Origin of the sequence: Clostridium amylolyticum (genome assembly GCF_900142075.1) — a bacterium.
Lineage (GTDB): Bacteria > Bacillota > Clostridia > Clostridiales > Clostridiaceae > Clostridium_AA > Clostridium_AA amylolyticum.
The window spans coordinates 138,520-161,832 of the sequence record NZ_FQZO01000008.1; the positions used below are offsets into that span (position 1 = coordinate 138,520).

Annotated in this window: 25 protein-coding genes and 1 pseudogene; 6 read left to right on the top strand and 20 right to left on the bottom strand. The window is 32.4% G+C overall.

Features of this window, described 5'->3' with window-relative positions:
• Positions 1-74 precede the first annotated feature (74 nt).
• Entirely contained in the window at positions 75-2,906 is a 2,832-nt protein-coding gene (locus BUA82_RS16745; RefSeq protein ID WP_073010965.1) for a DUF2157 domain-containing protein, read from the top strand.
• Between the two features lie 99 nt (positions 2,907-3,005).
• Here BUA82_RS16745 and BUA82_RS16750 read toward each other — a convergent pair whose 3' ends face one another.
• The 4 genes from BUA82_RS16750 to BUA82_RS20370 all read right to left on the bottom strand — a co-directional run bounded on the left by BUA82_RS16750 (position 3,006) and on the right by BUA82_RS20370 (position 6,009).
• Entirely contained in the window at positions 3,006-3,896 is an 891-nt protein-coding gene (locus tag BUA82_RS16750) for a GNAT family N-acetyltransferase (protein WP_073010968.1), read from the bottom strand.
• 288 nt (positions 3,897-4,184) lie between these two features.
• Positions 4,185-4,700, bottom strand: a complete 516-nt coding sequence (locus tag BUA82_RS16755) for a ClbS/DfsB family four-helix bundle protein (protein WP_073010971.1) — start codon at positions 4,698-4,700, stop codon at positions 4,185-4,187.
• 96 nt (positions 4,701-4,796) lie between these two features.
• Positions 4,797-5,126, bottom strand: a complete 330-nt coding sequence (locus tag BUA82_RS20365; RefSeq protein WP_341430570.1) for a DJ-1/PfpI family protein — start codon at positions 5,124-5,126, stop codon at positions 4,797-4,799.
• A gap of 385 nt (positions 5,127-5,511) precedes the next feature.
• Positions 5,512-6,009 carry a hypothetical protein gene (locus BUA82_RS20370; protein WP_083600002.1) on the bottom strand — a complete coding sequence of 166 codons (498 nt, stop codon included), beginning with the start codon at positions 6,007-6,009 and terminating at the stop codon, positions 5,512-5,514.
• A 288-nt stretch (positions 6,010-6,297) separates the two neighbouring features.
• On the opposite strand from BUA82_RS20370, the gene BUA82_RS16770 reads away from it, so the two are divergent.
• The 4 genes from BUA82_RS16770 to BUA82_RS16785 all read left to right on the top strand — a co-directional run bounded on the left by BUA82_RS16770 (position 6,298) and on the right by BUA82_RS16785 (position 8,132).
• Entirely contained in the window at positions 6,298-6,609 is a 312-nt protein-coding gene (locus BUA82_RS16770) for a PadR family transcriptional regulator (protein WP_073010977.1), read from the top strand.
• Between the two features lie 14 nt (positions 6,610-6,623).
• Positions 6,624-7,142, top strand: coding sequence for a DUF2812 domain-containing protein (locus BUA82_RS16775; protein WP_073010980.1), 519 nt, complete (start codon positions 6,624-6,626; stop codon positions 7,140-7,142).
• 461 nt (positions 7,143-7,603) lie between these two features.
• The gene (locus tag BUA82_RS16780; protein WP_073010983.1) at positions 7,604-7,816 is read left to right on the top strand and encodes a helix-turn-helix transcriptional regulator; all 213 of its coding nucleotides are present in this window, start codon (positions 7,604-7,606) and stop codon (positions 7,814-7,816) included.
• Complete coding sequence (locus BUA82_RS16785; protein WP_073010986.1) at positions 7,809-8,132, top strand: hypothetical protein; 324 nt, start codon at positions 7,809-7,811, stop codon at positions 8,130-8,132. The genes BUA82_RS16780 and BUA82_RS16785 overlap by 8 nt, the downstream gene beginning before the upstream one ends.
• Positions 8,133-8,491: 359 nt before the next feature.
• Here the strand turns inward: BUA82_RS16785 and BUA82_RS16795 are convergent, their stop codons facing one another.
• The 16 genes and pseudogenes from BUA82_RS16795 to BUA82_RS20815 all read right to left on the bottom strand — a co-directional run bounded on the left by BUA82_RS16795 (position 8,492) and on the right by BUA82_RS20815 (position 22,666).
• A complete protein-coding gene (locus BUA82_RS16795) occupies positions 8,492-9,226 on the bottom strand; it encodes a class I SAM-dependent methyltransferase (RefSeq protein WP_073010992.1) in 735 nt (244 codons plus the stop codon).
• Between the two features lie 20 nt (positions 9,227-9,246).
• Complete coding sequence (gene abc-f / locus BUA82_RS16800) at positions 9,247-10,797, bottom strand: ribosomal protection-like ABC-F family protein (RefSeq protein ID WP_073010996.1); 1,551 nt, start codon at positions 10,795-10,797, stop codon at positions 9,247-9,249.
• A gap of 200 nt (positions 10,798-10,997) precedes the next feature.
• Positions 10,998-11,285, bottom strand: coding sequence for a CD3324 family protein (locus BUA82_RS16805; protein WP_073010999.1), 288 nt, complete (start codon positions 11,283-11,285; stop codon positions 10,998-11,000).
• A gap of 471 nt (positions 11,286-11,756) precedes the next feature.
• On the bottom strand, positions 11,757-12,299 hold the full coding sequence (locus BUA82_RS16810) for a helicase (RefSeq protein WP_073011002.1): 543 nt from the start codon (positions 12,297-12,299) through the stop codon (positions 11,757-11,759).
• Positions 12,300-12,349: 50 nt separating this feature from the next.
• Positions 12,350-12,435, bottom strand: a pseudogene (locus tag BUA82_RS21265) (DUF2992 family protein); the annotation flags it as partial.
• A 178-nt stretch (positions 12,436-12,613) separates the two neighbouring features.
• Positions 12,614-13,549 carry an alpha/beta hydrolase family protein gene (locus BUA82_RS16820; RefSeq protein WP_073011005.1) on the bottom strand — a complete coding sequence of 312 codons (936 nt, stop codon included), beginning with the start codon at positions 13,547-13,549 and terminating at the stop codon, positions 12,614-12,616.
• 78 nt (positions 13,550-13,627) lie between these two features.
• Positions 13,628-14,149: a hypothetical protein gene (locus BUA82_RS16825; protein ID WP_073011008.1), complete on the bottom strand. Its 522-nt coding sequence runs from the start codon at positions 14,147-14,149 to the stop codon at positions 13,628-13,630.
• A 21-nt stretch (positions 14,150-14,170) separates the two neighbouring features.
• Positions 14,171-14,743 (bottom strand): helix-turn-helix domain-containing protein, encoded by a 573-nt coding sequence (locus BUA82_RS16830; RefSeq protein WP_073011011.1) that lies wholly within the window; start codon positions 14,741-14,743, stop codon positions 14,171-14,173.
• A gap of 286 nt (positions 14,744-15,029) precedes the next feature.
• Complete coding sequence (locus BUA82_RS16835) at positions 15,030-15,128, bottom strand: SHOCT domain-containing protein (protein ID WP_073011084.1); 99 nt, start codon at positions 15,126-15,128, stop codon at positions 15,030-15,032.
• An 8-nt stretch (positions 15,129-15,136) separates the two neighbouring features.
• On the bottom strand, positions 15,137-16,009 hold the full coding sequence (locus BUA82_RS16840; RefSeq protein ID WP_073011014.1) for an AraC family transcriptional regulator: 873 nt from the start codon (positions 16,007-16,009) through the stop codon (positions 15,137-15,139).
• A gap of 375 nt (positions 16,010-16,384) precedes the next feature.
• Positions 16,385-16,906: a hypothetical protein gene (locus tag BUA82_RS16845; RefSeq protein WP_073011017.1), complete on the bottom strand. Its 522-nt coding sequence runs from the start codon at positions 16,904-16,906 to the stop codon at positions 16,385-16,387.
• A 175-nt stretch (positions 16,907-17,081) separates the two neighbouring features.
• The gene (locus BUA82_RS20810) at positions 17,082-17,354 is read right to left on the bottom strand and encodes a hypothetical protein (RefSeq protein WP_178140765.1); all 273 of its coding nucleotides are present in this window, start codon (positions 17,352-17,354) and stop codon (positions 17,082-17,084) included.
• A 528-nt stretch (positions 17,355-17,882) separates the two neighbouring features.
• A complete protein-coding gene (locus BUA82_RS16855) occupies positions 17,883-19,439 on the bottom strand; it encodes an ABC-F family ATP-binding cassette domain-containing protein (protein ID WP_073011023.1) in 1,557 nt (518 codons plus the stop codon).
• A 217-nt stretch (positions 19,440-19,656) separates the two neighbouring features.
• Positions 19,657-20,634: a CPBP family intramembrane glutamic endopeptidase gene (locus tag BUA82_RS16860; RefSeq protein WP_073011027.1), complete on the bottom strand. Its 978-nt coding sequence runs from the start codon at positions 20,632-20,634 to the stop codon at positions 19,657-19,659.
• A gap of 279 nt (positions 20,635-20,913) precedes the next feature.
• Positions 20,914-22,152 (bottom strand): competence/damage-inducible protein A, encoded by a 1,239-nt coding sequence (locus tag BUA82_RS16865; RefSeq protein WP_073011030.1) that lies wholly within the window; start codon positions 22,150-22,152, stop codon positions 20,914-20,916.
• Between the two features lie 376 nt (positions 22,153-22,528).
• Entirely contained in the window at positions 22,529-22,666 is a 138-nt protein-coding gene (locus BUA82_RS20815) for a hypothetical protein (RefSeq protein ID WP_178140766.1), read from the bottom strand.
• A gap of 392 nt (positions 22,667-23,058) precedes the next feature.
• On the opposite strand from BUA82_RS20815, the gene BUA82_RS20820 reads away from it, so the two are divergent.
• Positions 23,059-23,214 carry a hypothetical protein gene (locus BUA82_RS20820; protein ID WP_178140767.1) on the top strand — a complete coding sequence of 52 codons (156 nt, stop codon included), beginning with the start codon at positions 23,059-23,061 and terminating at the stop codon, positions 23,212-23,214.
• Positions 23,215-23,313 lie beyond the last annotated feature (99 nt).

Here is a 23,313-nt window from a genome sequence, read left to right on the forward strand (position 1 = left end):
TACAAATTTCCATAAATGTTATAATATTATATAAAAGGTTGTGCTTAAATATAATTAATAAGGAAGTGATAATTGTGGATGCTATAGATAACAGGCGGCAGATTGTAAAAGAAGAACTGGAAAGAATGAGAAATTTAAACCTCATAACGGAAGAGGAATATAAAAAGGTCAATACTGCCCACGAGAGATACATCAAAAGATTAAAAGAAAAACCCATAGTTACAGCTATTCATCCTGCTTTAAATCAGAAAGTACCTGAACAGCAGATAAAGCCAATTCATCCTTCGCCAGATAAAGGGAAAGCGGCACAAATAAAAAATCCATTGCCTAAAGCAAAAAACCTTCCCCCAAGGAAAATAAAAACCCCTCAAGAGATAAGAGAAAGAAATATTACCTTGGTACTAATACTTGGAGTTATATTTATTTTGTTATCAGGACTTATTCTCGCTACAAGTAATTGGGATATGTTAAGTAATACACTTAAAACAGCACTGATAACCTTGGTTTCCATATTGTTCTTTGGTATCAGCGTATTTTCCGAAAAGCGATTAAAAATCCACAAAACAGCCCTTGCCTTTTGGATTTTGGGAGGACTATTTTTTCCTGTAGCCATTTTATCCGCAGGGTATTTTCAGCTCTTTGGAAGCTGGCTCTCAATTTTTGGAGAGGGCAAATACTTACTTGGAGCCATAGGGGCTACCCTTTGTATTCCTGTGTATGCCTACAGTACCATTAAGTATAAAAGCAGGATATTCTCATGGTTATCCTTAGCCGCCTTAAGCATAGCTATAAGCTTTTTATTGGCCGCTCTTCATATATCAAGAGACGGGCATTATTTAACAATTGCAGTTTACAACGGTATACTTCTTTTAGCTTACAACAAAATAAAGAGCAATAAAACAATACAGTTCTTTATAAAAGAAATCCTAATATTTACTCAAATAAATTTAGCCATAATTGCAGTGCTTATGATTAGATCTTTTAATAAGCCGTCTATTTTAATATGCTTTGCCTATATTGTAATAGCTGCTAATTATATGTACCTTGCTTATTTAACGAAAAAGAAATTTCTTGGATATTTAGTACCTCTATTTGTATTTTGTTCAGCTAATGAACTCTATAGTTTAATAGGAAAAACTCATTTACCATACCCCTACACTATGCATTTATTAATTGTTTCAATTTTTATGTTTATAGTTATGTATTATTTCAATAGATGGAAGTATACAGAGCTTGCAAGAAGTGGAAGTGGAATAATCTCCTTAATATTAATGCCGGCAGCATCATTAATGGCTGTCTTTAAGAATACATGGGGTATAGCATCTATGGCAATGCTTATATATGGAGTAATGCTCTATATGGTATCAGTAAGAATTAAGCAAGCTCCTTTCAAAATACTTATCAGGGTAATAATTCCTTTTACCTGGTACATGGGTTTACTAGAGATATATGGAAAAATTAATCAATATACAGCCGCTCATCAGATACCATGGTATGACATAAAACTTCACTTTGGAGCAGTTGCTCTTACACTATTTGCACTAAGCATTTTGGCGAGATGGATAAAAAAAGATCTGGAGAAATATCTATTGTATTTTTCACATCTGATACTTCCACTAACCATATTATTACTTTATGGAGAATACAAAGATAATCCTCTGTTATTTATAATTCCAAGCTGCATCTATCTTTATAGTTTGTCTATAAGCAAATATGAATGGGAGAGGAGGTTTCATCTATATGCAGCCCTGTTCATGGGAACTTTTACCCTATACTCCTTGGGATTGCTATTAAAAGTAAAAGATATTTACCATGTATATGTAATGTTTATTTCAAGCATATTAATAGGGGCATTATGGCTGATTTTAAAGGGTGCTTGGAAAAGGAGAATACTCCACTACTTAATAGTATTTTCACTTGCAGGCATAATAATTATTAATAATAACAAGGTATTGGGCATTACAGAATTCCTTGTGACTATTATCTATACAGCGCTTATACTTTATCTTCTCCATAAATCATCCTTAGATAAACTGGACTTTCTGCCTTTATCAGCCTTATATTTTTCCATAATGAAGTTTAGTTTAAAATTTGAGAATTTGGGGTCAGTAGTGGTTTTAATATCTCTAGGATTATTTATAATTGCAAAAATACTAGGTGAGTATTTATATGATAATTTATATAGCTATAAAAAGGATGAGAAAAATCACTGGTCAGTGAAAATAGACTGGTATTCATTATTTGCCCTCTTTATAGTTAAAATTGCAGCAGGGCCAGCGATATACGGCTCTTCCTTATGGGTACTCCTAATACCTGGGCTTATGCTCACTTTTTGGATGTTCTCACAAGTAAAAAGGACTAATGGTATAATCAGCAGGTGGGTTTTAACAGCAGCATACCTTTGCATATTGTATCCTTACTATACCATTACCAGTAATATTAAAATTCCACAAATAATAATAAGAGAATTAAATCTACTGCCCCTGCTTTTAGTATTTTGGGCTGTGTATAAGTTTGTGTGGAATGATAAAGAAAAGGTTATGCGAAAAATAGAGATGGTTTTACTGATATTTATTGCCTTGGCTCTATTTTTAGATATTATCTTTTATGATGCTGTAGCTGATGTTATAATACTTGGAACACTATCCTTAATATCTTTAATTGCTGGTATACAGTATAAAATTAAAGCATATTTTATTGTGGGATCAGCGACCTTGATTTTAAACGTGGGTTTTGAAACAAGGAATTTCTGGGGTAACCTGCCATGGTGGACATACCTTTTACTTGCGGGTATAATCCTCATAGGCTATGCCAGCTCCAAGGAAATTCAAAAAGGAGACAATAATAAAAAATCTATAAAAATCAATAAAGAGGCCCTAAAGAAAACTTTTAAAGATTGGAAATAAGAAAAAGATAAGGTAATACTTCTTGATACAAAAGCCCTGGGATATTATACATATATCCAGGGCTTCAACCATCAATGCTATAAATGGCTATCAACCATTCTATTTTTCTTTCCACAAAGTAAACGTTGAAAATGGGCGAAATCCAATGCTATAGTAGAACTGCTGCCGAGAACCTACCAAAGCCTTCCTTGCTCCAAGTTCTCCCACACGCCTAATTCCCTCCAAGACTGCCGCCTTTCCTAAACCCATCTTGCGGTAATCTGGATCAGTAGCTACAGGCTCAACTACTGCAAAGCCTGCATCTTTGTCATACCACATACCACAATAAGAAACGAAGTTACCATCTGGTGCAACCACAGCCACCTTTAGGTTTAAGTCCACATTGGGTCGGATCAGCGATTTCTTTGCTTCCTGCTCTTCTTCTTCAGAAAACTTTAGTTCTCCCTCACCATTCAATTCATGATTAAATCCCTTCCATAAAACACGACTATATTGATATAGGTCAAAGGTTTCCTTCATGGTAGTTATATGAAATCCCTCTGGCAAATGGTAGGCTGTGGACGTTTTATCCAAATAAAAAAACGAATCGGATTCTTTATCCTGTGTAGCAGCAAAACCAAGTTCAGCTGCAATATCCTGAAATTCCAAATCAGCATCTCTTATAATGACACCAAATTTCCCATCCTTTGATAAATTATCTTTGGCATACAGTAATATTTCTTTTTTCAAGTATGTATATTCTGGTAAGGTTAAGCAAAAAGCTGTACCAAGCTGACAATCAAAAGTTGCAATTCCTACAACTACCCCTTCATCCTCCCACAGGCCGATTCTGCCAACTGCAGCTTTATCCAAATAACTATGAGTTGTCATCCAATCCCACCTAGTGTATTCAAATTCTGCATACCCCAATTTTATAAAGAATGTTCTCACCTTATGATAATCTTCTGTAATACCTGGTTGTTTTGTATAATTTCTAAACAGTATTGACATCTGTATCCCTCCCATAAATATTTTTTATATATCAACCATGGTAATTTTATTTATATAGCCTTGTACATTTACTTACGATATTCAATGATAATAATTCCTAATATTATACTGATATGAAGTATTTCATAAGGAAATTTATCCGCTTCTATTTATGTTCATAATAATTGAGCTTATTATTATTCTTGATTAATTCAAGAGTGTTTTTTTCAAATCCCATATCAACATTCAATAAATAAAGCTGTCCGTTTATATTACTCAACCTTAAAGTGGAATTTATAATTGAGATTTTTATCTTTGTTGCAACTTTTTCCACTTTCGTATTTTTGTTCTAAAGGATTTGAACGGTGCAACAGTATTGATGTGAATCCACTTCCATATTGCCCAATTAGAGGGAGTTGATGATGACCACTTTCTTCCCCCTTGCTGAAACAATTCCGCATCTGTATAACTATTAATTAATTCAATAATTTGCTGTTCTGCCTTTATAAACATAGGACATAACTCTTTGAGAGTATATCCCTCATATTGTTTATAAAAACTTTCATATAAGCCACCAAGATTATTCCATTTATAGTCTGGAGTTGGCGTAATGACAATATGTCCTTGCTGTTCTTGCTTCTCCCAATAAAGAATGAGATTCATCCACCCTAACTGATAAGCAATCATTTGAGCAGGTGTTCTGTCAACTCCATCAATTAACCTATCTTTATCTTTTTCATTAATATCATTAAATTCTTCCATGAATAATTTTGCACAATTTGAAATTTCTAAAATCAATTCTTGTCTATTTTGATATTTTGCCAATTTACCCCCCCACTTTTAATTTACTATTTATATTACTCAACCTTAGATTGGAACTTATAAGTGTATTCGTATTATTAATTACCAGCCATAGTTAATTTATTTTTGATAGAAGCCTACTTTATGGAATTTATACCATTCATTAATCTTATTTGCAGGTTTAGCATTTAAATATAACATAATTTCTTTAGCAAATTCTAATGTTGCTGTTCCATTTGCAGTAATAACATTATCATCACTTACTGCTTGTTTCTCAATATAATTTTTCTCGCCCTTATAATTATGCGCCATAGACTTCAAAAACTCTAATGTATTACTTGAATGTTTTCTATTATCTAAATAACCATTTTCACCCATAAAAAAAGTTGCGCCGCAAATCGCTGATACTGGAATATTATTCTCAAATGCATAATCAACTATAGGCTTAATGTCATTGTTTTTCTCTTACATCCATGCATTATCACCAATTAGTAACAACATTTCAAATTTCTTAATGAATGTAAGTATTTCTTTTTTCATTATTCAACACATCCTTTCTCAGATATTATATATAAAAAAAGATGACACCTATGTGTCACATTTATAAATTTCGCTCATCTTTTTTATTATAATTGTTTCTGTATTAACCAGTATATTTGTATTCCTAATAATCTATCAATTTTCATAGTAGCACCTTTTCTATATCAATTATTTAGTTAAAATTAAGTTGGAATTTGTACATAAGTAATAGATAATAACTAAGAAGTAATAGTTGTGGTGAAAATTCGGCCTTGCTGAATTTCTTCATTAACTCTTACTTTTTACCTATTAGTTCTTACCTAAATAAAGATATAATATAGACTATCCCACCTGATAATAATGCAACAACAGTACCAATTATAGTTCCTATAAAAGCCCCTCTTATATGATGCCATGGATTTCTATATTCTTTATCCATATCCTCAGTTCCAGGTATCCTTGTTTTTTTACTGTGGCAAAAAAAAACAATATCTAAAACTATCATATCGTAAATATTCACCACAAAAAATAATATGAACACGTGGAAATATGCAGATGTAAAGTTTTTTGCACCAGAGAAATATGCCACAACAGCAAGTACAATTGCAAAAATCAATACTGCAATTAATTTAATTGATAAATGTCTTTTTTCCTCTGCTTGTACAACATCTTTATACTGTGGCAAATTTTCTACTCTTTCTCTAATTTCTTTAGGGTAAGACATAATATGCTTAATCGGTTCTTTATAGAGAGAAGGTAATATAATTAGCGTAAATACTGCACATGCAATAACGCATTCTACAAATAAAATCATTCTTTCATCTCCTTACGAAAGATATTGTCAAATTACTATTTGTCTATTACTGAAGTTTCTTCATAATTTCATTATAACATATTTTGTAAGTATAATATTACTTATGATACGGTTCAACATTCCTAATTCTAATAACTTTATATAACTAAGCTATTACATTATGCTGTTGTATCCTGGTGTTTGTGTACTCTGTTTTTGTTTATCTTATTTCTAATACATCATTGACAAATATATCGCGTGGTGATATATTAAATATATCACCACGCGATATATTGGAGGTTGATATGTTTGGATAACAATACCCCTTTAACAGAAGCCATATTTTATATCTTATTGGCTGTACGTACACCGAACCATGGATATGGGATTATTCAAGATGTAAGTGAAATGACAGATGGAAGGGTAACCTTAGGTCCAGGAACCTTATATGGAGCTATTAATTCAATGGTTACAAAAGGATGGATAAGCTTGTATAGTGAAGACAAGGAATCTAGAAAGAAAAAGGAGTACCTAATTACAAATACGGGAAAAGAAGTGTTTCAAAATGAAGTAAAAAGGTTAAATGAGCTTATAAAAAATTCAACAAAGATGAATGATTAAGGGGATGTAAGTGTATGTTAAAATTCAAGCTACATTATGACAAAGACGTAGAAGAAGATTGGCTGAAGAAAATGTGTTTAGATGGATGGGCATTTAAAAAATTCTTTCTTGGATTTTATACTTTTGAAAAATGTGAACCCGGTGAATTCAATTATCAAATAGACTTGCTTGATAACTGGAATGGTAAAAAAGATGATTATTCTGCTTTCATGGAAGATACAGGAGTAAAGGTAATAGATCAATGGTGGAGATGGGTATATTTAAGAAAAAGAGCATCAGAGGGCACCTTTGAAATGTATACAGATGTAGACTCAAAAATCACGCATTATACTAAGATTAAGAATTTTTTCAAAGTAGCTTTGGTTATAGAAATCCTTTGCTTCTTTATGGAACTGCTAGCAGCAATTAATACAGGTCACTATATTTTTGGAATATTCGCCGCTTTACTTGCAGTAATATCCTTAGCTATCTTAGAGATAATTTGGAAATGCAATTGGAGAATTGAACAATATAAGCGTGATAAAGATATGTAGCAGAATAACAAGAAATTCTATAAAAATTAACATTATGATATTAGAAAAGAATTTGAGGGGAATATCCATAGGTTTATGTAAACAAATCTATGGATATCCCCCTTAATTTTAAAACCAACCTTTTAGCATAGAGTTGTAACAATTTTAGTGGTTCAAATCTCATTACTCAGTGCATGTTTTATTCTATTAAACCGCCTTCTTCATATGACAACTTTAAATACTGTGGGGTCATATAGTATACTGCTATATTTACACTCCACTATATTATCAAAATCTCCATTTTTAATGTTAAATCCTTCTATAAATCTATCTGCAACTGCTGCAATTGGTTCTGAATGAAATACATCTGTATAATTAAATTATCGATGTGTAAAATAGTATGCATCTATTGACAAAATGTAACCTATTGATTACAATATAAAAGTAATCAATAGGTTACATTTTGATAAGGAGGCATTACATTGATACAGAATCGAATTAAGGTTTTGAGGGCAGAGCGTGATTGGACGCAAGCTGATTTAGCTGAAAAGGCAGGTATTTCCCGCCAAGCAGTTATATCAATCGAGAAGTATAAATATACTCCCTCATTGGAATTAGCTTTCACAATTGCAGAAGTTTTTAATGTTTCAATCAATGAAGTTTTTCAACACAAGGGGGGTAAAAACCATGAATGAACAAACTTTTATTTTATTTTTCCTTATTGTATTTACTGGCATTACTCTTTTTCTTTATCTGTGGAAAGCTAAAAAGGAAATCGAATACAAAAAAGATGAACGCTGGCAGATGATCCAGAACAAAGCCAATAATGCGGCGAATTATTCAAACCATATCTTGATAGTATTATTAGTTGTTGGAGACGCGATCTTGACATTTTCTGATATTCAAATAACCCTTACTTTGAATCGCGTTTTAATTTATGGCGTACTTTTCATCGGTTTACGCAATGCGATAGAATTATTTGCATTAATATATTTCGATAAACGATTGTAACTGTTGAAACCAAATAGAATATAGTTAATCTTCGATTTCTTATTATCTTGCACAAGTCAGTTTTTTCTCATAATTACTTAAGTCAGGGAATTCATTTTTTTTGCAATCATCTAAAACTTCTTTAATGTTATAGGGAACCTTATGATTTTCATAAGAAATAATATTTTCATTTATATCTATAATTCTATAAATATCCTGAATACAAACATTCCAATGTAAGTAAAAGACAGCAATAATACAATCCAATATTACTGCTGTCTTTATACTATAATTTATTTGATGAGATTATGGCAGCTTTACACAATCTTGATTGTACAATAAAAACTACAAAGGATGTATGTTTTATAGCACTCATTCTATTATTTCTTTATTGCAGATACAAGTAACATCATTGGTCTACGCAATTCATCCAACATTCCAGGAATAGTGTACAGTAAATTTTCTTCTGGTTTTGGTTCAACAAGTCCTTTTATTTCAAACCCCGCTTTTATAAGGTTGTTTAAATATGTTGTCAATGTTCTATGATATTTTATTACTTCTTCGCCTAAAAAGTTTGCATTACGAACACCTTCCGTAAAATATCGGTCAACTGGCCAATGCACGATATTGCCTTTGTCATCATAATACCAATCCTGTGTCCCTTGTGCGGTAAAAATCGGATGCTCTACAGAGAAAATAAATTCTCCGCCATTTAAAATACACTTGCTTATTTTACTTAAAATATCATCAAAGGATTGAATATAATGAAGTGCTAATGAACTTATAACCACATCAAAGGAATTGTCAGGGAAATCAATATCCTCTATAGGCATACATATATACTGGATATTTTCTGATTTTGTTTTGTTACTTGCTTCATTTAACATCTTTTGTGAAATATCAACTCCAATGACCGACTTTGCACCATTTTCTATGGCATATTGACAATGCCACCCAAAACCACAGCCTAAATCTAAAACCCTTTTACCTTGAAAATCTGGTAACATTTTTTTAAGTTCATGCCACTCTCCAGCACCTTCAAGTCCACTTTTCGAACGGTTCATATTACTGTATTTATCAAAAAAACTTTTATCATCATATTTGTTTTGCTTCATTTTTATTACCTCCATTCTTACTATTTAGTTGTCCATTCCTCACAATTCCATACATCTGTTACCACGTCATTATAGAATTCAGGCTCGTGGCAGACTAGGAGGATGCTGCCTTTATATGCTTTCAGGGCTCTTTTTAACTCTTCCTTGGCGTCTACATCTAGATGATTTGTTGGCTCGTCTAGAATCAAAATATTAGTTGGCTTGTTTAGAAGCTTACAAAGCCTTACTTTTGCTTGTTCTCCACCACTTAAGATATCCATGGTACTTGCAATATGCTCTCTAGTCAACCCGCACCTAGCAAGCTTTGTTCTTATCTGAGTTTGACTATCCTTGGGAAACTCATCCCATAATTCTTTTATCACAAATTTCTTTGTAACCTCTTCCTTCACTTCCTGCTGGAAATAACCGATATGCTGAAGTACTCCTAAAGTTACCTCTCCGTCTATAGGATTCAATAAGCCTATCAAACTCTTTAAAAGTGTAGTTTTGCCTATTCCATTAGCACCTACAAGAGCAATCTTCTCCCCCCTCATCATTTTTAAATTTAATGGAGAAGTCAATGCTCTTTCATAGCCAATGACTAAATCTTTTGTTTCAAAGATTAAACTTCCAGAAGGACTAGCTTCTTGAAATATGAAATGTGGTTTAGGCTTGTTTTTTACTATTTCTATTCTTTGGATTTTGTTAAGCTTCTTCTCCCTTGCCTTTGCCATAGCAGCTGTAGATGCCCTAACTTTATTCTTTCTTATATAATCCTCAAGACTTTCAATTTCCTTCTGTTGTTTATTATAGTCTATTAATATCTGTGTTTTTCTCTCTTCATACAATTTTAGGAACTTTTCATAGTTGCCCACATATCTAGTTAATTTTTTATTTTCTAAATGATAAACCACATTGATAACACTATTTAAAAATGCATTATCATGGGAGATTATTATAAAAGCATTTTCATAGTTTGATAAATATTCCTTGAGCCACTCTATATTCTCCTCATCTAAGTGATTTGTTGGCTCATCCAAAAGCAAAACATCAGGTTTTTCTAGAAGCAATTTTCCAAGCAATATCTTACTCCTCTGTCCACCACTTAATTGCGAGGTTTCTCTATCCAGCAAATCTTTAAACCCAAGACCTGTGGCTATTCCTTCTATCTTAGATTCTATGGAATAAAAATCATCTTTCTCTAAGGTTTCCTGTAATACTCCTATTTTGCTAAGGGCCTTCTCCATTTCTTCCCCAGCCATGGCACTCATATTTTCATATAGCTTATTTAAATTTTTCTCTATATTAAAAAGCTCTGTAAAAGCTGTCCGCAAATACATCCTCACTGTATCCTCATCTCTAAGCTTCACATTTTGGTCCATATAGCCAACTAAAACTTTCCTGTTCCACTCTATAGTTCCTTGATCCGGCAATATTTCATGGGTAATCAGCTTTAGAAAGGTAGTCTTCCCCTCCCCATTGGCACCAACTAGTCCAATGTGCTCTCTATTTAATAAATTAAAAGATACATCATTAAAAATCTGTTTATCCCCAAATCCCTGTGACATGTTAGTCACTTTCAAAATACTCATTTGTTATTTCCCCTCTTTTCTTTCATTTCTAACATTGTTATTTTCCATTGCTTCAAGAGAAAAGCATTCATAACAAATCATCTATTTTAAATTACCATGTTCTATTTCAAAACTACAAGCTCATAAACATTTCTGTAAAGATCTTTATCAAAAAAGCAGATGATACAACCTATAAACTAAGTAATATCATCTGCTCATATTCACGGGGAATATTCTTCCCTATTTTTGTACAATCTCAATATTCTTCTTATACTGGCCTCGCTTAAATAAAAGGTACCGGATAATTCCTTTACAGAAGTTCCCTCTTTATATTTGCACATAATCTTTCTATTTCTAATATCCAGCTCCTTCAAGGCTCCACTGTTCTCTCCCCAAGTCTTTTTATTTTCATCTTTCCTTGGGATATATAGATATTCTCCATCTATATATTCTTGAATTATTTTCAATATTTCCTCTGGAAGTATATTTTGCGCTTTTTCATATCTCATAAATCATTGCTCCTTTATCTACAATTATTCTGTAAATAAGGCACAACGATTAATAAAACATATATATCAAATTAATCTTTTAAATCAGCTCTGAACAACTTGTTTCATGTCTTACAATCGTTGTGCAGAGCTAACTACAGCGTTGTTTTTTTCACTCACTTTAATCACCTCATTATAAATTATCAATTCCCTATAAGTAAAATTATATCTCAATTCAATTAAATTATAAAGTTAATTTCATTATAGAACTGACAATAGATATATGCTAAATCAATAAGCATAAATATAATATACTGCAATTATATTTCAAATATCTTACAAGTTCAATTTTACAAAATCCTATTTTAAATTTTTTCTTCAATATATCACTATACTTAATATTAAAATTATGCTATACTATGAAATTTCATTTATAGTAAGGCATAATTTAAGAAAATGATGAATTATTCATGCAACACAATCCAAAAAGTCTTATTTGTTTGACAAAAAGATAAAATGGTCATCTGGCTTCCAAACATGCTCAGGTCCAGCAACATATCCGCGCAACCACAATACGCCATCGATTCGTCTCAAATAGAAGCCTTTCGGGAAATCTTCATCTTCAGTTAATATCTCCGATGCTATTGTGATAGAGCCGTATGGAGCTTGATGCTCTAAGGAAGGCTTCCCCAAATAACCTTCGGGCTGGTCCAGATACTGTAATCTCAGGTGAGGTCCTAGTTCAAGCGGACACATATCCAAACCAACCTCGCTGGCCCTTTTAAAGATTTGATCAGTAGTGGCTCCCTCAAGAAATCCAAGGTCATAAACGGTGAGCTCGACGGTCTTCAGACTGCACGTTAAATCTGAGGTAGTAAAATTATCATCAGCAAATAAGCTCTTTGAATACTCATTCATCAAAATGGAGTGTTCTTGAAACTTCTGGATAAGCTGCGATTTTGTAAGTCCGCCTATCTCAACTCTTCTTACAATAGTTGGACAATCAGGGTATATCTTCTCATTTTCAATGCTCATTACTATCCCTCCTCAGAATGCTAAAAATCATAAAATCAAATTTAAGATTGATAAACCTCTTCATCTTTAGGTTCTGCTCCAAAGTTAGTTTACATACTTTATAACCATCATTCTCATGTTGCTCAAATATACCTATCCAAAAAGGTTCATTAAAAAAAACTGTTAATGAATCCTATAAGAAGATCCCAAACTAGTTTTGCCTTATATTGAATACAGACTACCATGTCATGAATTATAAAATTAATGACATCTCTAGAATCTTTACTAGTGAACAATAAAAGAAGAATGTGAAGTAAAATATCATCATATAATGCTTATAATGCGGTGTATCCGGCACTCATACACAACCATTCGACGATGTAATCAAACCTCTCTTTTGTCAGTCCATGGCCACCATTATATCTCTTATGACATAATTTATTATGAGCCCCATATTTTGCATATGATGGACGAGCTTGTTCAACAATAAAGTCTGCATCCCTCGAGTATTTGTCTTCATTCGCAGAGACAATCAATAACGGTCTTGGAGCAATACAGTATACTAAATCAAATATATCATAGCTTTTGTTGAAACACGGAATCACGCTTGCCAGTTCAATACCCACATCATTTAACATTCGGTTCTCATAGGTGCATGCGCTTCCACTTGCACAGCTAAAACAAATCCGTTCATCTAATGCAGACAAGAATAGCACGGTATTTCCACCATAAGAATGCCCCAGTGTGCCAATTTTTTTATTATCAGTAAAAGTAAGTTCAGACAGTAAAGTTACACCATTCATAGCGTCAAGCAGTACTTTTTTCATCAGATTATCACCCTTTAAGATACGGTAACACATTTCATTTAAATGTTGAAAAAAATCCTCATCTCCTGGTAGAGGTACTATCCCCTGCGCATTTTTCCGTCTCTCTTCAAAGCATATCGAATCAGGTGCTAAAACAACAAATCCCTTTCTCGCTAATTCTGGTCCAAATGCCTGCAAGGGATTACCAGCTAACCCGCACACCTCACTTTTCCCTAAATGACGCTCGCTGTTATGCTGGTGATTTATTAGTATTGCAGGATTATTATTAAGAACTTCGGGAATTAAAAGAAAGGCAATGACTGTATCTCCATTGGAGTTATACTCAATAAGCTGTCTCTCATACCCAGCTTCTTTTATGGATTCTATTATCCTGTATTCAATTGAAGCTGCTATATCATCAGCTTTAATACCAATAATTTCAGAAATCCTTGACTTCAAGTCCATCGTCTAAACCTCCACTAATATAAATAATCTTCCCTTCGCAGTTTTTTACGATTCTGTCTTAATTACTTCTAATTATACTCATTTTTTCCCATATGTAATTAATTGTCCTTGTACTTTTAAAAATGATTTTCTACTTTCTGTATTCCTAAAATACTCAGCTATTTTAGATTGCATTACAATATATGCTTCTGCCTCAACTCTAGGAATTCCTCTATTCATCAATAGTTCAATTGTATTTTCTTGATTTGATATGCTAAAAGACCTATCCCACCCGTTAATTTCAATGAAGTCTTGTACTTTTTCATGATAATTCTTCATATCAGGATTTACATACATTACTTTATCATTCATACGAATATCAATATCATGCAAACCTAATTGTTGCATATAAAACGGCAATCTCATTCCTATTGCATAGTCTCTACCCTCACACACCAGTTCTTTCCTCCATACATTATGAAAATCAAAAGTTGTGCAAAGATAATCATAACCTATTTCATCAATATATAATCCATCATTTTCAAATTCCCTATTAACATCTACACAAACAACAAGCCCATTTTTCTTAACAGAAGCTATCATTTTTTTCAATATTTCCATTGCTTTATTCGCATGTCGTAGTCAAGCCTGGCAAATAGCCATGTCATATCTACTATCTATTTCAAGAGAATATAAATCTGATACTATAAATTTTGCTTTAAAATTAGTATTATTAAAATTTAATTTAGCTTTATTAGTGAAATATTCATTATCAACTCCTGTGTAGGTACTTCCCTCTGGCAAAAGCTCAAGTAGCTTAATTCCTAATTGACCCTCACCACATCTATATTCTATAACATCTATTGGCGAAGTTATATTCCAAACATTTTCTATAAGAAACTTTAGATAATCATCATTCCAAAAATACTTTCTATTCTTATATAACTTATCTATTTTGTCATTCCAACTATCCCTATTATCTGTATCCCTTGGCATATATACTTGCTGTAGAAGCGGCTTAAGACCTAATAGCTCGTCAACAGAAACATTAAAATATTCCGCTATGCTTGGCAATAAGGTGATATCAGGCATTGTTACTCCAGTCTCCCATTTACTAACTGATTGAAAGGATACCCCCAGCACATCCGCCAAATCTTGTTGCGCTATTCCTCTATTTTTCCTCAATTCTGCTATTTTAAGTTTAATTGTTGTCATATAACGCCCCCCCTTGAACTTGATAATTTAATGCTAACATGAGCATTAACTCAAATCCATAACGTAAAATGAGAAATAACTCGCACATTAGTTGAAAAGATATCGCCTATATGGGTAATATAAGAAGTTCTTATTGGTATTACAGCTTTAAGTATATACTAAGTAAAAATATATTTAAAAAATATAGAACCGCAGTAATCTTTTTTATTATTACTACTGCATCAATTAAATAATCGAAAATAGTGTATATGAAAATATACATTATATTCCCATATACACTATTACTTTATAATCCTAAAAGTTCTTTTTTCTTTGCATCAAATTCTTCTTGTGTTAATGCTCCCATATCTAATAATTGTTTATATTTAATTAATTTATCATACATTTTAATTATTATCTTTTCATAACTGGTATCCAAATCTCGCTTTTGAAGGTTGGTGAAGTTACATCTTTATTCTCATTCCATAATATTTCTGGTCCTTCTGTCTGTTCGTAGTTTGATGATGGAAACCATTCTGCATATATACGTCCCCAGATATTTTGGAGTGTATCTGGAAATGGTCCTACAGCTTCAAATACCGCCCATGTTGATGCAGAAACTTTAAGTTGTGTTAAGTTAGCTGGACACTCCCTTGTTGTAGCCACTCCAATAAAATGGTCAAGTTCTCCCTTTTCCTCCATTCTCCCTTCTGAAAAGTTAGTGGACGCACTTATTATACCTTTCGGTTCTATATTAGAAAGTTCTTTAAGTTGATGAATGATTTCTTGGTTTAAACTTTGCCACATTACTGCAATCTCTGGATTAACTCCATTAAATATAATAGGCACTCTTTTCTTAATACCAACAATGTTAAATGATTCTTTTTCTACTATTCTATAGTTCATTTCATTTCCCCCTTTAATTGATAATTGAAAGGTCATTCTTGGATATGCCTTCAATGATTGACCATTTAGTCTTGCTTCAGAAGGTGTTATACCATGCAAGTTTTGAAAGGCTCTTGTAAATGAGTCAGGTGAACTATACCCGTATTTAATGGCTATATCAATTATCCTAAGGTTGCTATTATTAAGTTCAAAAGCTGCAATGGTAAGGCGTCTTCTGCGAATATATTCCGACAGTGAAATACCTACGAGAAAAGAAAATATTCTTTGAAAATGATATTCAGAGCAAAAGGCCAATCTAGCTACTTCTTTTAAATCAATATCATTAGCAAGGTTCTCCTCAATATAACTTAATGCATTATTCATTCCTCTTACTGAATCCATTTAGTGACCGCTCCTTTCATTAATAGAATATCAGAAATCACAAAAACATATCCGACTTATCCTGTTCAATTATGTGGGGTTTCTCTATTAAATAAAAAATATAAGACAGCAATAATACCTGTTGATATTACTGCTGTCTATATTCTATCATTTAAAACACAAAACACTTATCTATAATTTGATTTATTTAAACAATTTTAGTTGTCCAACTCTCACAACATAAGATGTGTTTTTATTTATTAATTTTCCTTATTTATAAGGCAACTTAAACTATTGTTGGTCATATAGCCTAATGTGGTATTAATTGTATTTTAAGTAAGTGTATTCAATTTGCCATTAATTATATACTTAACTTATTTATCTATAAAATCGTATTTAACAATCATACCAAAATACTTTAGGAGCGCATTCCAAATTACTCTCAACTTTAATGAATTGAAATAATATATCAATATCACTTCTTCCAATATGTACTCCATTATCTACATCATAAAATTGAGTTATATTCACTTTATATACTCCATTATCTATCTTAAATCTAAACTTATCACAATATTTATCTGGAACTTTTTCATCTTTAAATTGTGCTGCCATTGTTAAACATGTATACTCAACAAAACACAATTCACTATTATCAACTTTTATATATCCAGTATCTTTTCTAAAACAATCACTTTCTACAATAGAATCACCAAACTCAACACGTATTTTCCAATCATCTTCTATACCTTCATTAGTCATCTGCATAACTAAAATATTTCCTTGCTCTGTTTCCTTAATAAAGTGATTTTTTAACATTTTTAAATCCCAGTCTTCATCAACATATGATAAATATCTGTTTGTATTAACAATTGCTAAGAAATTTGTATCTCCTACATTAAAATTCAAGTCCACCATTTAACCTCACACCTCTCATTTTATCTTTTCAATAATTATATAATAAAAGGAATCACATTTCACTAAGTCTTAAATTTATAAATTCACTTTTTAATTTTTAGTTAGTTTTTAATATTACATAAGCTGTATTTTATTTTTTATATGTTATTGTACTTGACATAAGAATTATGCTATACTATCCAAGTAAAATTTCGTAACCGTAGAAGTGGATGGCTACGGTGGTTGTACGTTTTCCACCTTGGGCTATTGGTGAATTTTCATCATAGCTTAAGGGGGTGGTATTGGATATGATACTAATTTCTTTTATGGCTTTACTTGCAGCAATAGTTATTTTGCTTATAATTATTGCTTTAAGACCAACTTCAAAATTTTGTGATTTTGAAATGAATATTAGTGTTAAAAGTCTTAAAATTAAATTTAAGACAAATGAAAAAAGTGCTCCGTCCACCAAACGTAAGCACTAATTTCTCAGTTATCTTCTTTTAGATAAATCCAATAGCCCTAAAACTAAAAAACGTTCTAGGATTGGCTTAGTGTTACCAGCACTAAGCCTCTTCTTATTTATATTATATCAAATATTCTTTAAAAATAAACCTTTAATTTTATACTGTGCAATTATTATTCTAATGTCCTTTATGCTTTTCTTTCTTTTTCGTCTGCTTTAATTGAAACTTTCTTTCTTCCATTTCATTTTTCGCTCTTTGTTAATTTTTTTGTTTTTAATTGATGTTATCATAAACATCTCCTCCTGTTAAATTAAAATCTCTAGAGAATGGACAACCCCAGGAGGGCAGGTTACTGCTATATTAAATTTATATAGGTTCTGACTACCAACAGAAACTGTGTTTTTATCTCCACTTACTAATTTACTAAAATTGTTCTCAAGATACAATAAACTATATATTTTTTAATTTTATCTTTAATATAGTAGAAGGAGCTAGTTGATTGAAAACTAACTCCTTTTATTATAGAACTATTATACAATTTTAGTTGTCCATTCCTCACAGTTCCATACATCTGTTACCACGTCATTATAGAATTCAGGCTCGTGGCAAACTAGGAGGATGCTGCCTTTATATGCTTTTAGGGCTCTTTTTAACTCTTCCTTGGCGTCTACATCTAGGTGGTTGGTAGGCTCGTCTAGGATTAGTATATTGGTTTCTCTGTTTATGAGCTTGCAAAGTCTTACTTTAGCTTGTTCTCCACCGGATAGTACCACTACCTTACTCTCTATGTGTTTTGTGGTTAGGCCGCATTTTGCTAAGGCTGCTCTTATTTCGTATTGAGTAAAGTGAGGGAAGGATTCCCAAACCTCTTCTATACAGGTCTTATAGTTTGCTTCTTTGATTTCTTGCTCAAAGTATCCTATTTCCTGATAATCTCCGGTTTCCACCTCACCGCTTAATGGATTAATTAATCCCATAAGGCTTTTTAAAAGGGTTGTCTTACCTAGGCCATTGGCTCCTACTAGAGCTATCTTTTGTCCTCTTTCCATTCTTAGGTTCAAAGGTTTGGTTAAGGGTTCATTATAGCCTATAACAAGATCCCTGGCTTCAAAGATCATCTTCCCTGAGGTTCTCGCTTGTTTAAAATTAAATTCTGGCTTTGGTTTCTCTGGTGCCAGTTCTATTATTTCCATTTTGTCCAGCTTCTTTTGTCTTGCTCTGGCCATACCTGTGGTGGCAACTCTAGCTTTGTTCCTTGCAATAAAATCCTCTAACTTGGATATTTCCTGCTGTTGTCTTTCAAAGGCTGCTTCTAACTGTTCTTTTTTAGCTTCATAAATCCTTCTGAAATTATCATAATCGCCTACATATCTAGTAAGCTTACGATTTTCCACATGGTATATTAAATTAATTACGCTATTTAAGAAAGGTATGTCGTGGGATATTAGTATAAAGGCATTTTCATAATTTTGCAGATATCTCTTAAGCCACTCTATATGCTGTTCATCTAGATAGTTGGTGGGCTCGTCTAAAAGTAATATATCTGGGACCTCTAAAAGGAGCTTAGCTAAGAGCACTTTTGTTCTCTGTCCACCGCTTAAATCTGCTACGTCTTTATCTAATCCTATATCTTTAAGTCCTAAACCTGCGGCTATTTCTTCTATTTTAGCATCGATAACATAAAAACCGTTGTGATCAAGCATATCTTGAATGGTTCCTATGTCATTCATCATTTTGTCAATTTCTTCTGTAGAAGCATCTGCCATTTTGTCATACATGCTTAATATCTCAGCTTCTAAATCAAAAAGATATTTAAAAGCTTCCTTAAGCACATCTCTTATGGTTTTTCCTCTTTCTAGCTGAGCATGCTGGTCCATATAACCAACTCTAACCCTGTTGCTCCATTCAACATCACCTTCATCTGGTGCTAATTTCCCTGTAATTATATTCATAAATGTAGACTTACCTTCACCATTGGCACCTATAAGCCCTACATGTTCTCCCTTTAACAGCCTGAAGGAAACATCTTCAAAAATTCCTCTGTCACCAAAGCCATGGCTTATATTTTTTACTGTTAAAATACTCATTTTTTCTCTCCTTGCTTTAAACTACTTTCTCATAAGCATTTAAAATAATGCTGTTTTGTAAAAATTAAAAAATTCTAAAAAATAAACTTACTTTGATATTGTAAGTTATATAAATATCTCCTGTCAATTAAAAAAAAGTGGCAGCCATATGAGTTATGTGTTAATAGCTCATGCGGCTGCCACTATCAAGTGATTCTTAGCTTCAGGTGGAGTTTGCTTAATAGGATAAATTTTGTAGAAACATCATTAAAATAAATATAACTATGTTTAGAATGAAAGGTGTATTCAGAGGATTGTCCATATAATTATCATTATTAATATTCTCATAATCCCTAGATAGATAATTTAATTTTTCCTCTTCTAAACTAGAGCTTTCCACCCTTAACATTGGCCCTTTCTCTCTTCTCATCTTCTTTATAATCATCACTATAAAGGTGGTGAACACTGCTGCCAGCACAGCTAAAATAAAGAAAGTGTATAGCTTAGCTGCAATAGGAATGTCCGCTGCACTGCTTTGCGCTGCTGCGATATCTTTATTCATCATCTCTGCAAATACTTGCACTAATTTGCTCATGGTTACTTGAAATCCATTAAATAAGAAGTGACAAAGTATGCTGGAATAAATACTGCCTGTTATTCTTACAAGATAAGCTAATAATACTCCCAAGGCAGCGGCATATAAAAACTGCTGAGCATTTAAATGAAGCATACCAAAAATTAATCCAGTAAAGAGACCTGCTTTTAATATAGATTTTTCCTTATAACCTCTAAGTACTATTCCTCTTATAGTAATTTCCTCAAAAACCGCTGGTACTACTGCCATTACAAAAAGAAGTACCATATAAGGTAAGCCTGAAACAACTTTAAAAACTTCTGCTACCTTATTGGGGAAAAATAAGCCTGAAGTGTAGGATAAAAACCAAGCTACTGGCTGACAAAATAAGGCTATTACCATTACCATTAAGATATCTTTTAAAGGAAGTTTCTTTAAACTTAAGGTATCCACGACATTTTCTTTTGTAACAATAAAATATATTATGGTAGGAACAAATAAGAATAAAATCTGGGTACTAACCATAAGTACTGGAAAGCTAAGCCCTAATGAAACTATAATTGGTGCTATGAATTTACTTCCTAAAATCTGAGTTAATACAAGCATAAGTGCAAATAAGTTTGCTTTATAAGTCGGTTTCATCTTTCACCCCGCCTTTACTATAATTAAATTAATATTTATTGAAACTCAAAATATTTTTTACAAATCATGTATATTATTCGAAAGTTAGGCAATGATTAATAATGAAAGTTATAATTATGCCTCTCCCCCATTTTTAATAATATACATAAAGTCCCTCTGATTTTGGTACTAACCATGACAGGGGGATTTTATTTATTATTAACCTATAGATTAAAATTATCCCTTGTACCATGTCCGGTATATTTTAATTAATAGCACAAGGAAACTTCTTCGTAGCAACTATCTTAATAATAGTTCTCTTCTTAACCAATCTAGAACACTAACAGTGGCTCTATTTCTTATATTTTCTCTGCTGCCTGTATAATTAAGTTTTCTTACCTTAGTTTCTCCGTTAATGTATATAGCTGCATATACAAGGCCTACAGGCTTTTCCTCTGTACCACCACCGGGGCCTGCTATGCCTGTAGTGGATACTCCAATATTGGTTTTAGCTTCTTTGGCTATGCCTTCTGCCATCTCTCTTGCGGTTTCTTCACTTACTGCTCCATATTTATTTAAGGTATCTTCTTTTACCTTAAGTCTTCTGATTTTTGCATCATTGGAATAAGTAACAGCCCCTTCCATGAATACTTCTGATATTCCCGGATAGTTTATAAGCCTTGCAGCTAAAAGACCTCCTGTGCAGGATTCTGCCACAGCTATGGTAAGATTATTCTCTATGAGCAGCTTTGCCACCACCTCTTCCATGGTGGTATCACCTTCAGCATAAACATTATCTCCTAATCTGTTTCTTATTTCTTTTTCTACAGGTTCTATAAGCTTTTTAGCTTCTTGTTCACTTTCTCCACTGGCTGTAATTCTGAATACCATATCAGATTGCTTTGCATAAGGCGCCACTGTAGGATTAGTTTGATTATCTAAAATATCTTTAATTTTTTCTGCTGCAGTGCTTTCCCCAACGCCAGCTACTCTTAAAACCTTAGAAACCAATGTTCTATCACAATATTTTTCTAAATAAGGGAGCACTGACTCCTTAAACATATTTTTCATTTCTACTGGAGGCCCGGGAAGCACTACTATAGCTTTGTCATCAGCTCCTTTTATAATGGCTCCTGGAGCAGTTCCATGGTGATTTTCTAGTATTATTGCATCCTTAGGAAAATAGGCTTGTTTCTTATTACTTTCCCCAGGCTCTTTTCCCATTTTATTAAAATAATCTTCTATATAACCCCAAGACTTTTCATGAAAGATCAATTCTTTATTAAAAAACTTTGAAGCTACTTCTTTTGTTATATCATCATTGGTAGGTCCTAAGCCCCCTGTGGCAATAACTAAATCACACCTAGTTAAAGCCTCTCTAAAGGTTTGAAGCAGTCTTTCTTCATTATCCCCCACAACGCTTTGCCTATATACACTTATCCCTAGGGCTGCCAGTTCTTTAGATAAATATTGGGCATTGGTATTAACTATATCTCCTAAAAGAATTTCTGTTCCTACAGCAACTATCTCCACTTTCATAAATTGTCACCATCCTTAAGTTAATTATAACTTTTAAATAGACTTATTATATCACAACAACCAAAAGCTGCCTACTATTAAGCTTTATCATATAAAAGCTAAATAGTAGGCAGATATGTTAAAAATTCTCTTTCCCTCTCCCTGAATATTTCATAAACTTACATTTAACCATATCCATAATGTAATAAGCCTTTACCAAGATGCTAGTAAATTAGTTAATGTAACTTAAATACATTAATATCGGAAACTTCTTCTTTGCACCTAAAGCTTTTAAAAATAAGATTTTTATCCTTTAGATGCTACGAAGAAGTAAGCCACCATGCCAAATTAAAATTTGACATGTCTGCTTGAGGGGAAGAGAACTTATGGCAAGGAATTATACATCTCCTCTGTCACTGGATTGTTTCTTAGTAGTTCTGCTTACATTTTTAGCAGATTCCCTAGTGGAAGGTGTATCCCCATTGGATTTTATCTTTCTTGCCAATTTATTATCAGGTTGACTATCTTTAGGCATATGTATATCATCTCCTGTTTGCTTTTTACTGTCTTTTACAAGTATATATAATATTTTTAATATTATTCCTCATTTAAAAACTTTTTTATATCTCTAACGATTTTTATTGGAAATTTCCGGTACAGGCTTTACTTCATTTTTCTTAGTTTTTTCTCTTCTTTTGCTTTCCCAGGAACTTGGCTGGTTCTTTTTAGCCATATATATTCCTCCCTTAAAAATATATTGTTTTTCATTTCAATATTATTTTTGGTTTTATTAAGAATTAATATACTGGCTTTCCAGTGGCTAAGTTGGATTTTTAAGGCTTATTTTGAAAACATACTAAGCTATAAAAGCATAAATATTAAGCATACTAAAGGTGTAAGAATAAAGCGGAGGAAAGGGAGATTGCTATGAAAAAACATAGAAGAGAAAATGATAAACACGACTTTATTAAAAATGGCACTAAAACTCAAAATCAATGGTCTAAAAATCATCTTCCTCAAACCATTGAGGAGCCAGCATTGAATAAAAGTGGAAAAGAATTTAAAGAAGAAGGATATTATTAAGGTTGCTCTCCATGAAGATTTAATTCGCTACATCCATTGGATTATAAATAAGAAATTCATTAAAATTAATGCTCTATTTATCCGATACTTAGCGCCTCT

What these genes read in the sequence shown, in the direction of transcription:
- BUA82_RS16810 (WP_073011002.1), bottom strand. Translation starts at nt 12,299, where the DNA reads ATGAGCATTGAAAATGAGAAGATATACCCTGATTGTCCAACTATTGTA.
- BUA82_RS20370 (WP_083600002.1), bottom strand. Translation starts at nt 6,009, where the DNA reads ATGATTTTATTTGTAGAATGCGTTATTGCATGTGCAGTATTTACGCTA.
- BUA82_RS16785 (WP_073010986.1), top strand. Translation starts at nt 7,809, where the DNA reads ATGAATGAACAAACTTTTATTTTATTTTTCCTTATTGTATTTACTGGC.
- BUA82_RS16825 (WP_073011008.1), bottom strand. Translation starts at nt 14,149, where the DNA reads ATGGAAATATTGAAAAAAATGATAGCTTCTGTTAAGAAAAATGGGCTT.
- BUA82_RS16860 (WP_073011027.1), bottom strand. Translation starts at nt 20,634, where the DNA reads ATGAAACCGACTTATAAAGCAAACTTATTTGCACTTATGCTTGTATTA.
- BUA82_RS16775 (WP_073010980.1), top strand. Translation starts at nt 6,624, where the DNA reads ATGTTAAAATTCAAGCTACATTATGACAAAGACGTAGAAGAAGATTGG.
- BUA82_RS20815 (WP_178140766.1), bottom strand. Translation starts at nt 22,666, where the DNA reads ATGCCTAAAGATAGTCAACCTGATAATAAATTGGCAAGAAAGATAAAA.
- BUA82_RS16820 (WP_073011005.1), bottom strand. Translation starts at nt 13,549, where the DNA reads ATGGACTTGAAGTCAAGGATTTCTGAAATTATTGGTATTAAAGCTGAT.
- BUA82_RS20820 (WP_178140767.1), top strand. Translation starts at nt 23,059, where the DNA reads ATGAAAAAACATAGAAGAGAAAATGATAAACACGACTTTATTAAAAAT.
- abc-f (WP_073010996.1), bottom strand. Translation starts at nt 10,797, where the DNA reads ATGAGTATTTTGAAAGTGACTAACATGTCACAGGGATTTGGGGATAAA.
- BUA82_RS16840 (WP_073011014.1), bottom strand. Translation starts at nt 16,009, where the DNA reads ATGGATTCAGTAAGAGGAATGAATAATGCATTAAGTTATATTGAGGAG.
- BUA82_RS16750 (WP_073010968.1), bottom strand. Translation starts at nt 3,896, where the DNA reads ATGTCAATACTGTTTAGAAATTATACAAAACAACCAGGTATTACAGAA.
- BUA82_RS16835 (WP_073011084.1), bottom strand. Translation starts at nt 15,128, where the DNA reads ATGTATGATAAATTAATTAAATATAAACAATTATTAGATATGGGAGCA.
- BUA82_RS16865 (WP_073011030.1), bottom strand. Translation starts at nt 22,152, where the DNA reads ATGAAAGTGGAGATAGTTGCTGTAGGAACAGAAATTCTTTTAGGAGAT.
- BUA82_RS16830 (WP_073011011.1), bottom strand. Translation starts at nt 14,743, where the DNA reads ATGACAACAATTAAACTTAAAATAGCAGAATTGAGGAAAAATAGAGGA.
- BUA82_RS16845 (WP_073011017.1), bottom strand. Translation starts at nt 16,906, where the DNA reads ATGGTGGACTTGAATTTTAATGTAGGAGATACAAATTTCTTAGCAATT.
- BUA82_RS16805 (WP_073010999.1), bottom strand. Translation starts at nt 11,285, where the DNA reads ATGAGATATGAAAAAGCGCAAAATATACTTCCAGAGGAAATATTGAAA.
- BUA82_RS16855 (WP_073011023.1), bottom strand. Translation starts at nt 19,439, where the DNA reads ATGAGTATTTTAACAGTAAAAAATATAAGCCATGGCTTTGGTGACAGA.
- BUA82_RS16795 (WP_073010992.1), bottom strand. Translation starts at nt 9,226, where the DNA reads ATGAAGCAAAACAAATATGATGATAAAAGTTTTTTTGATAAATACAGT.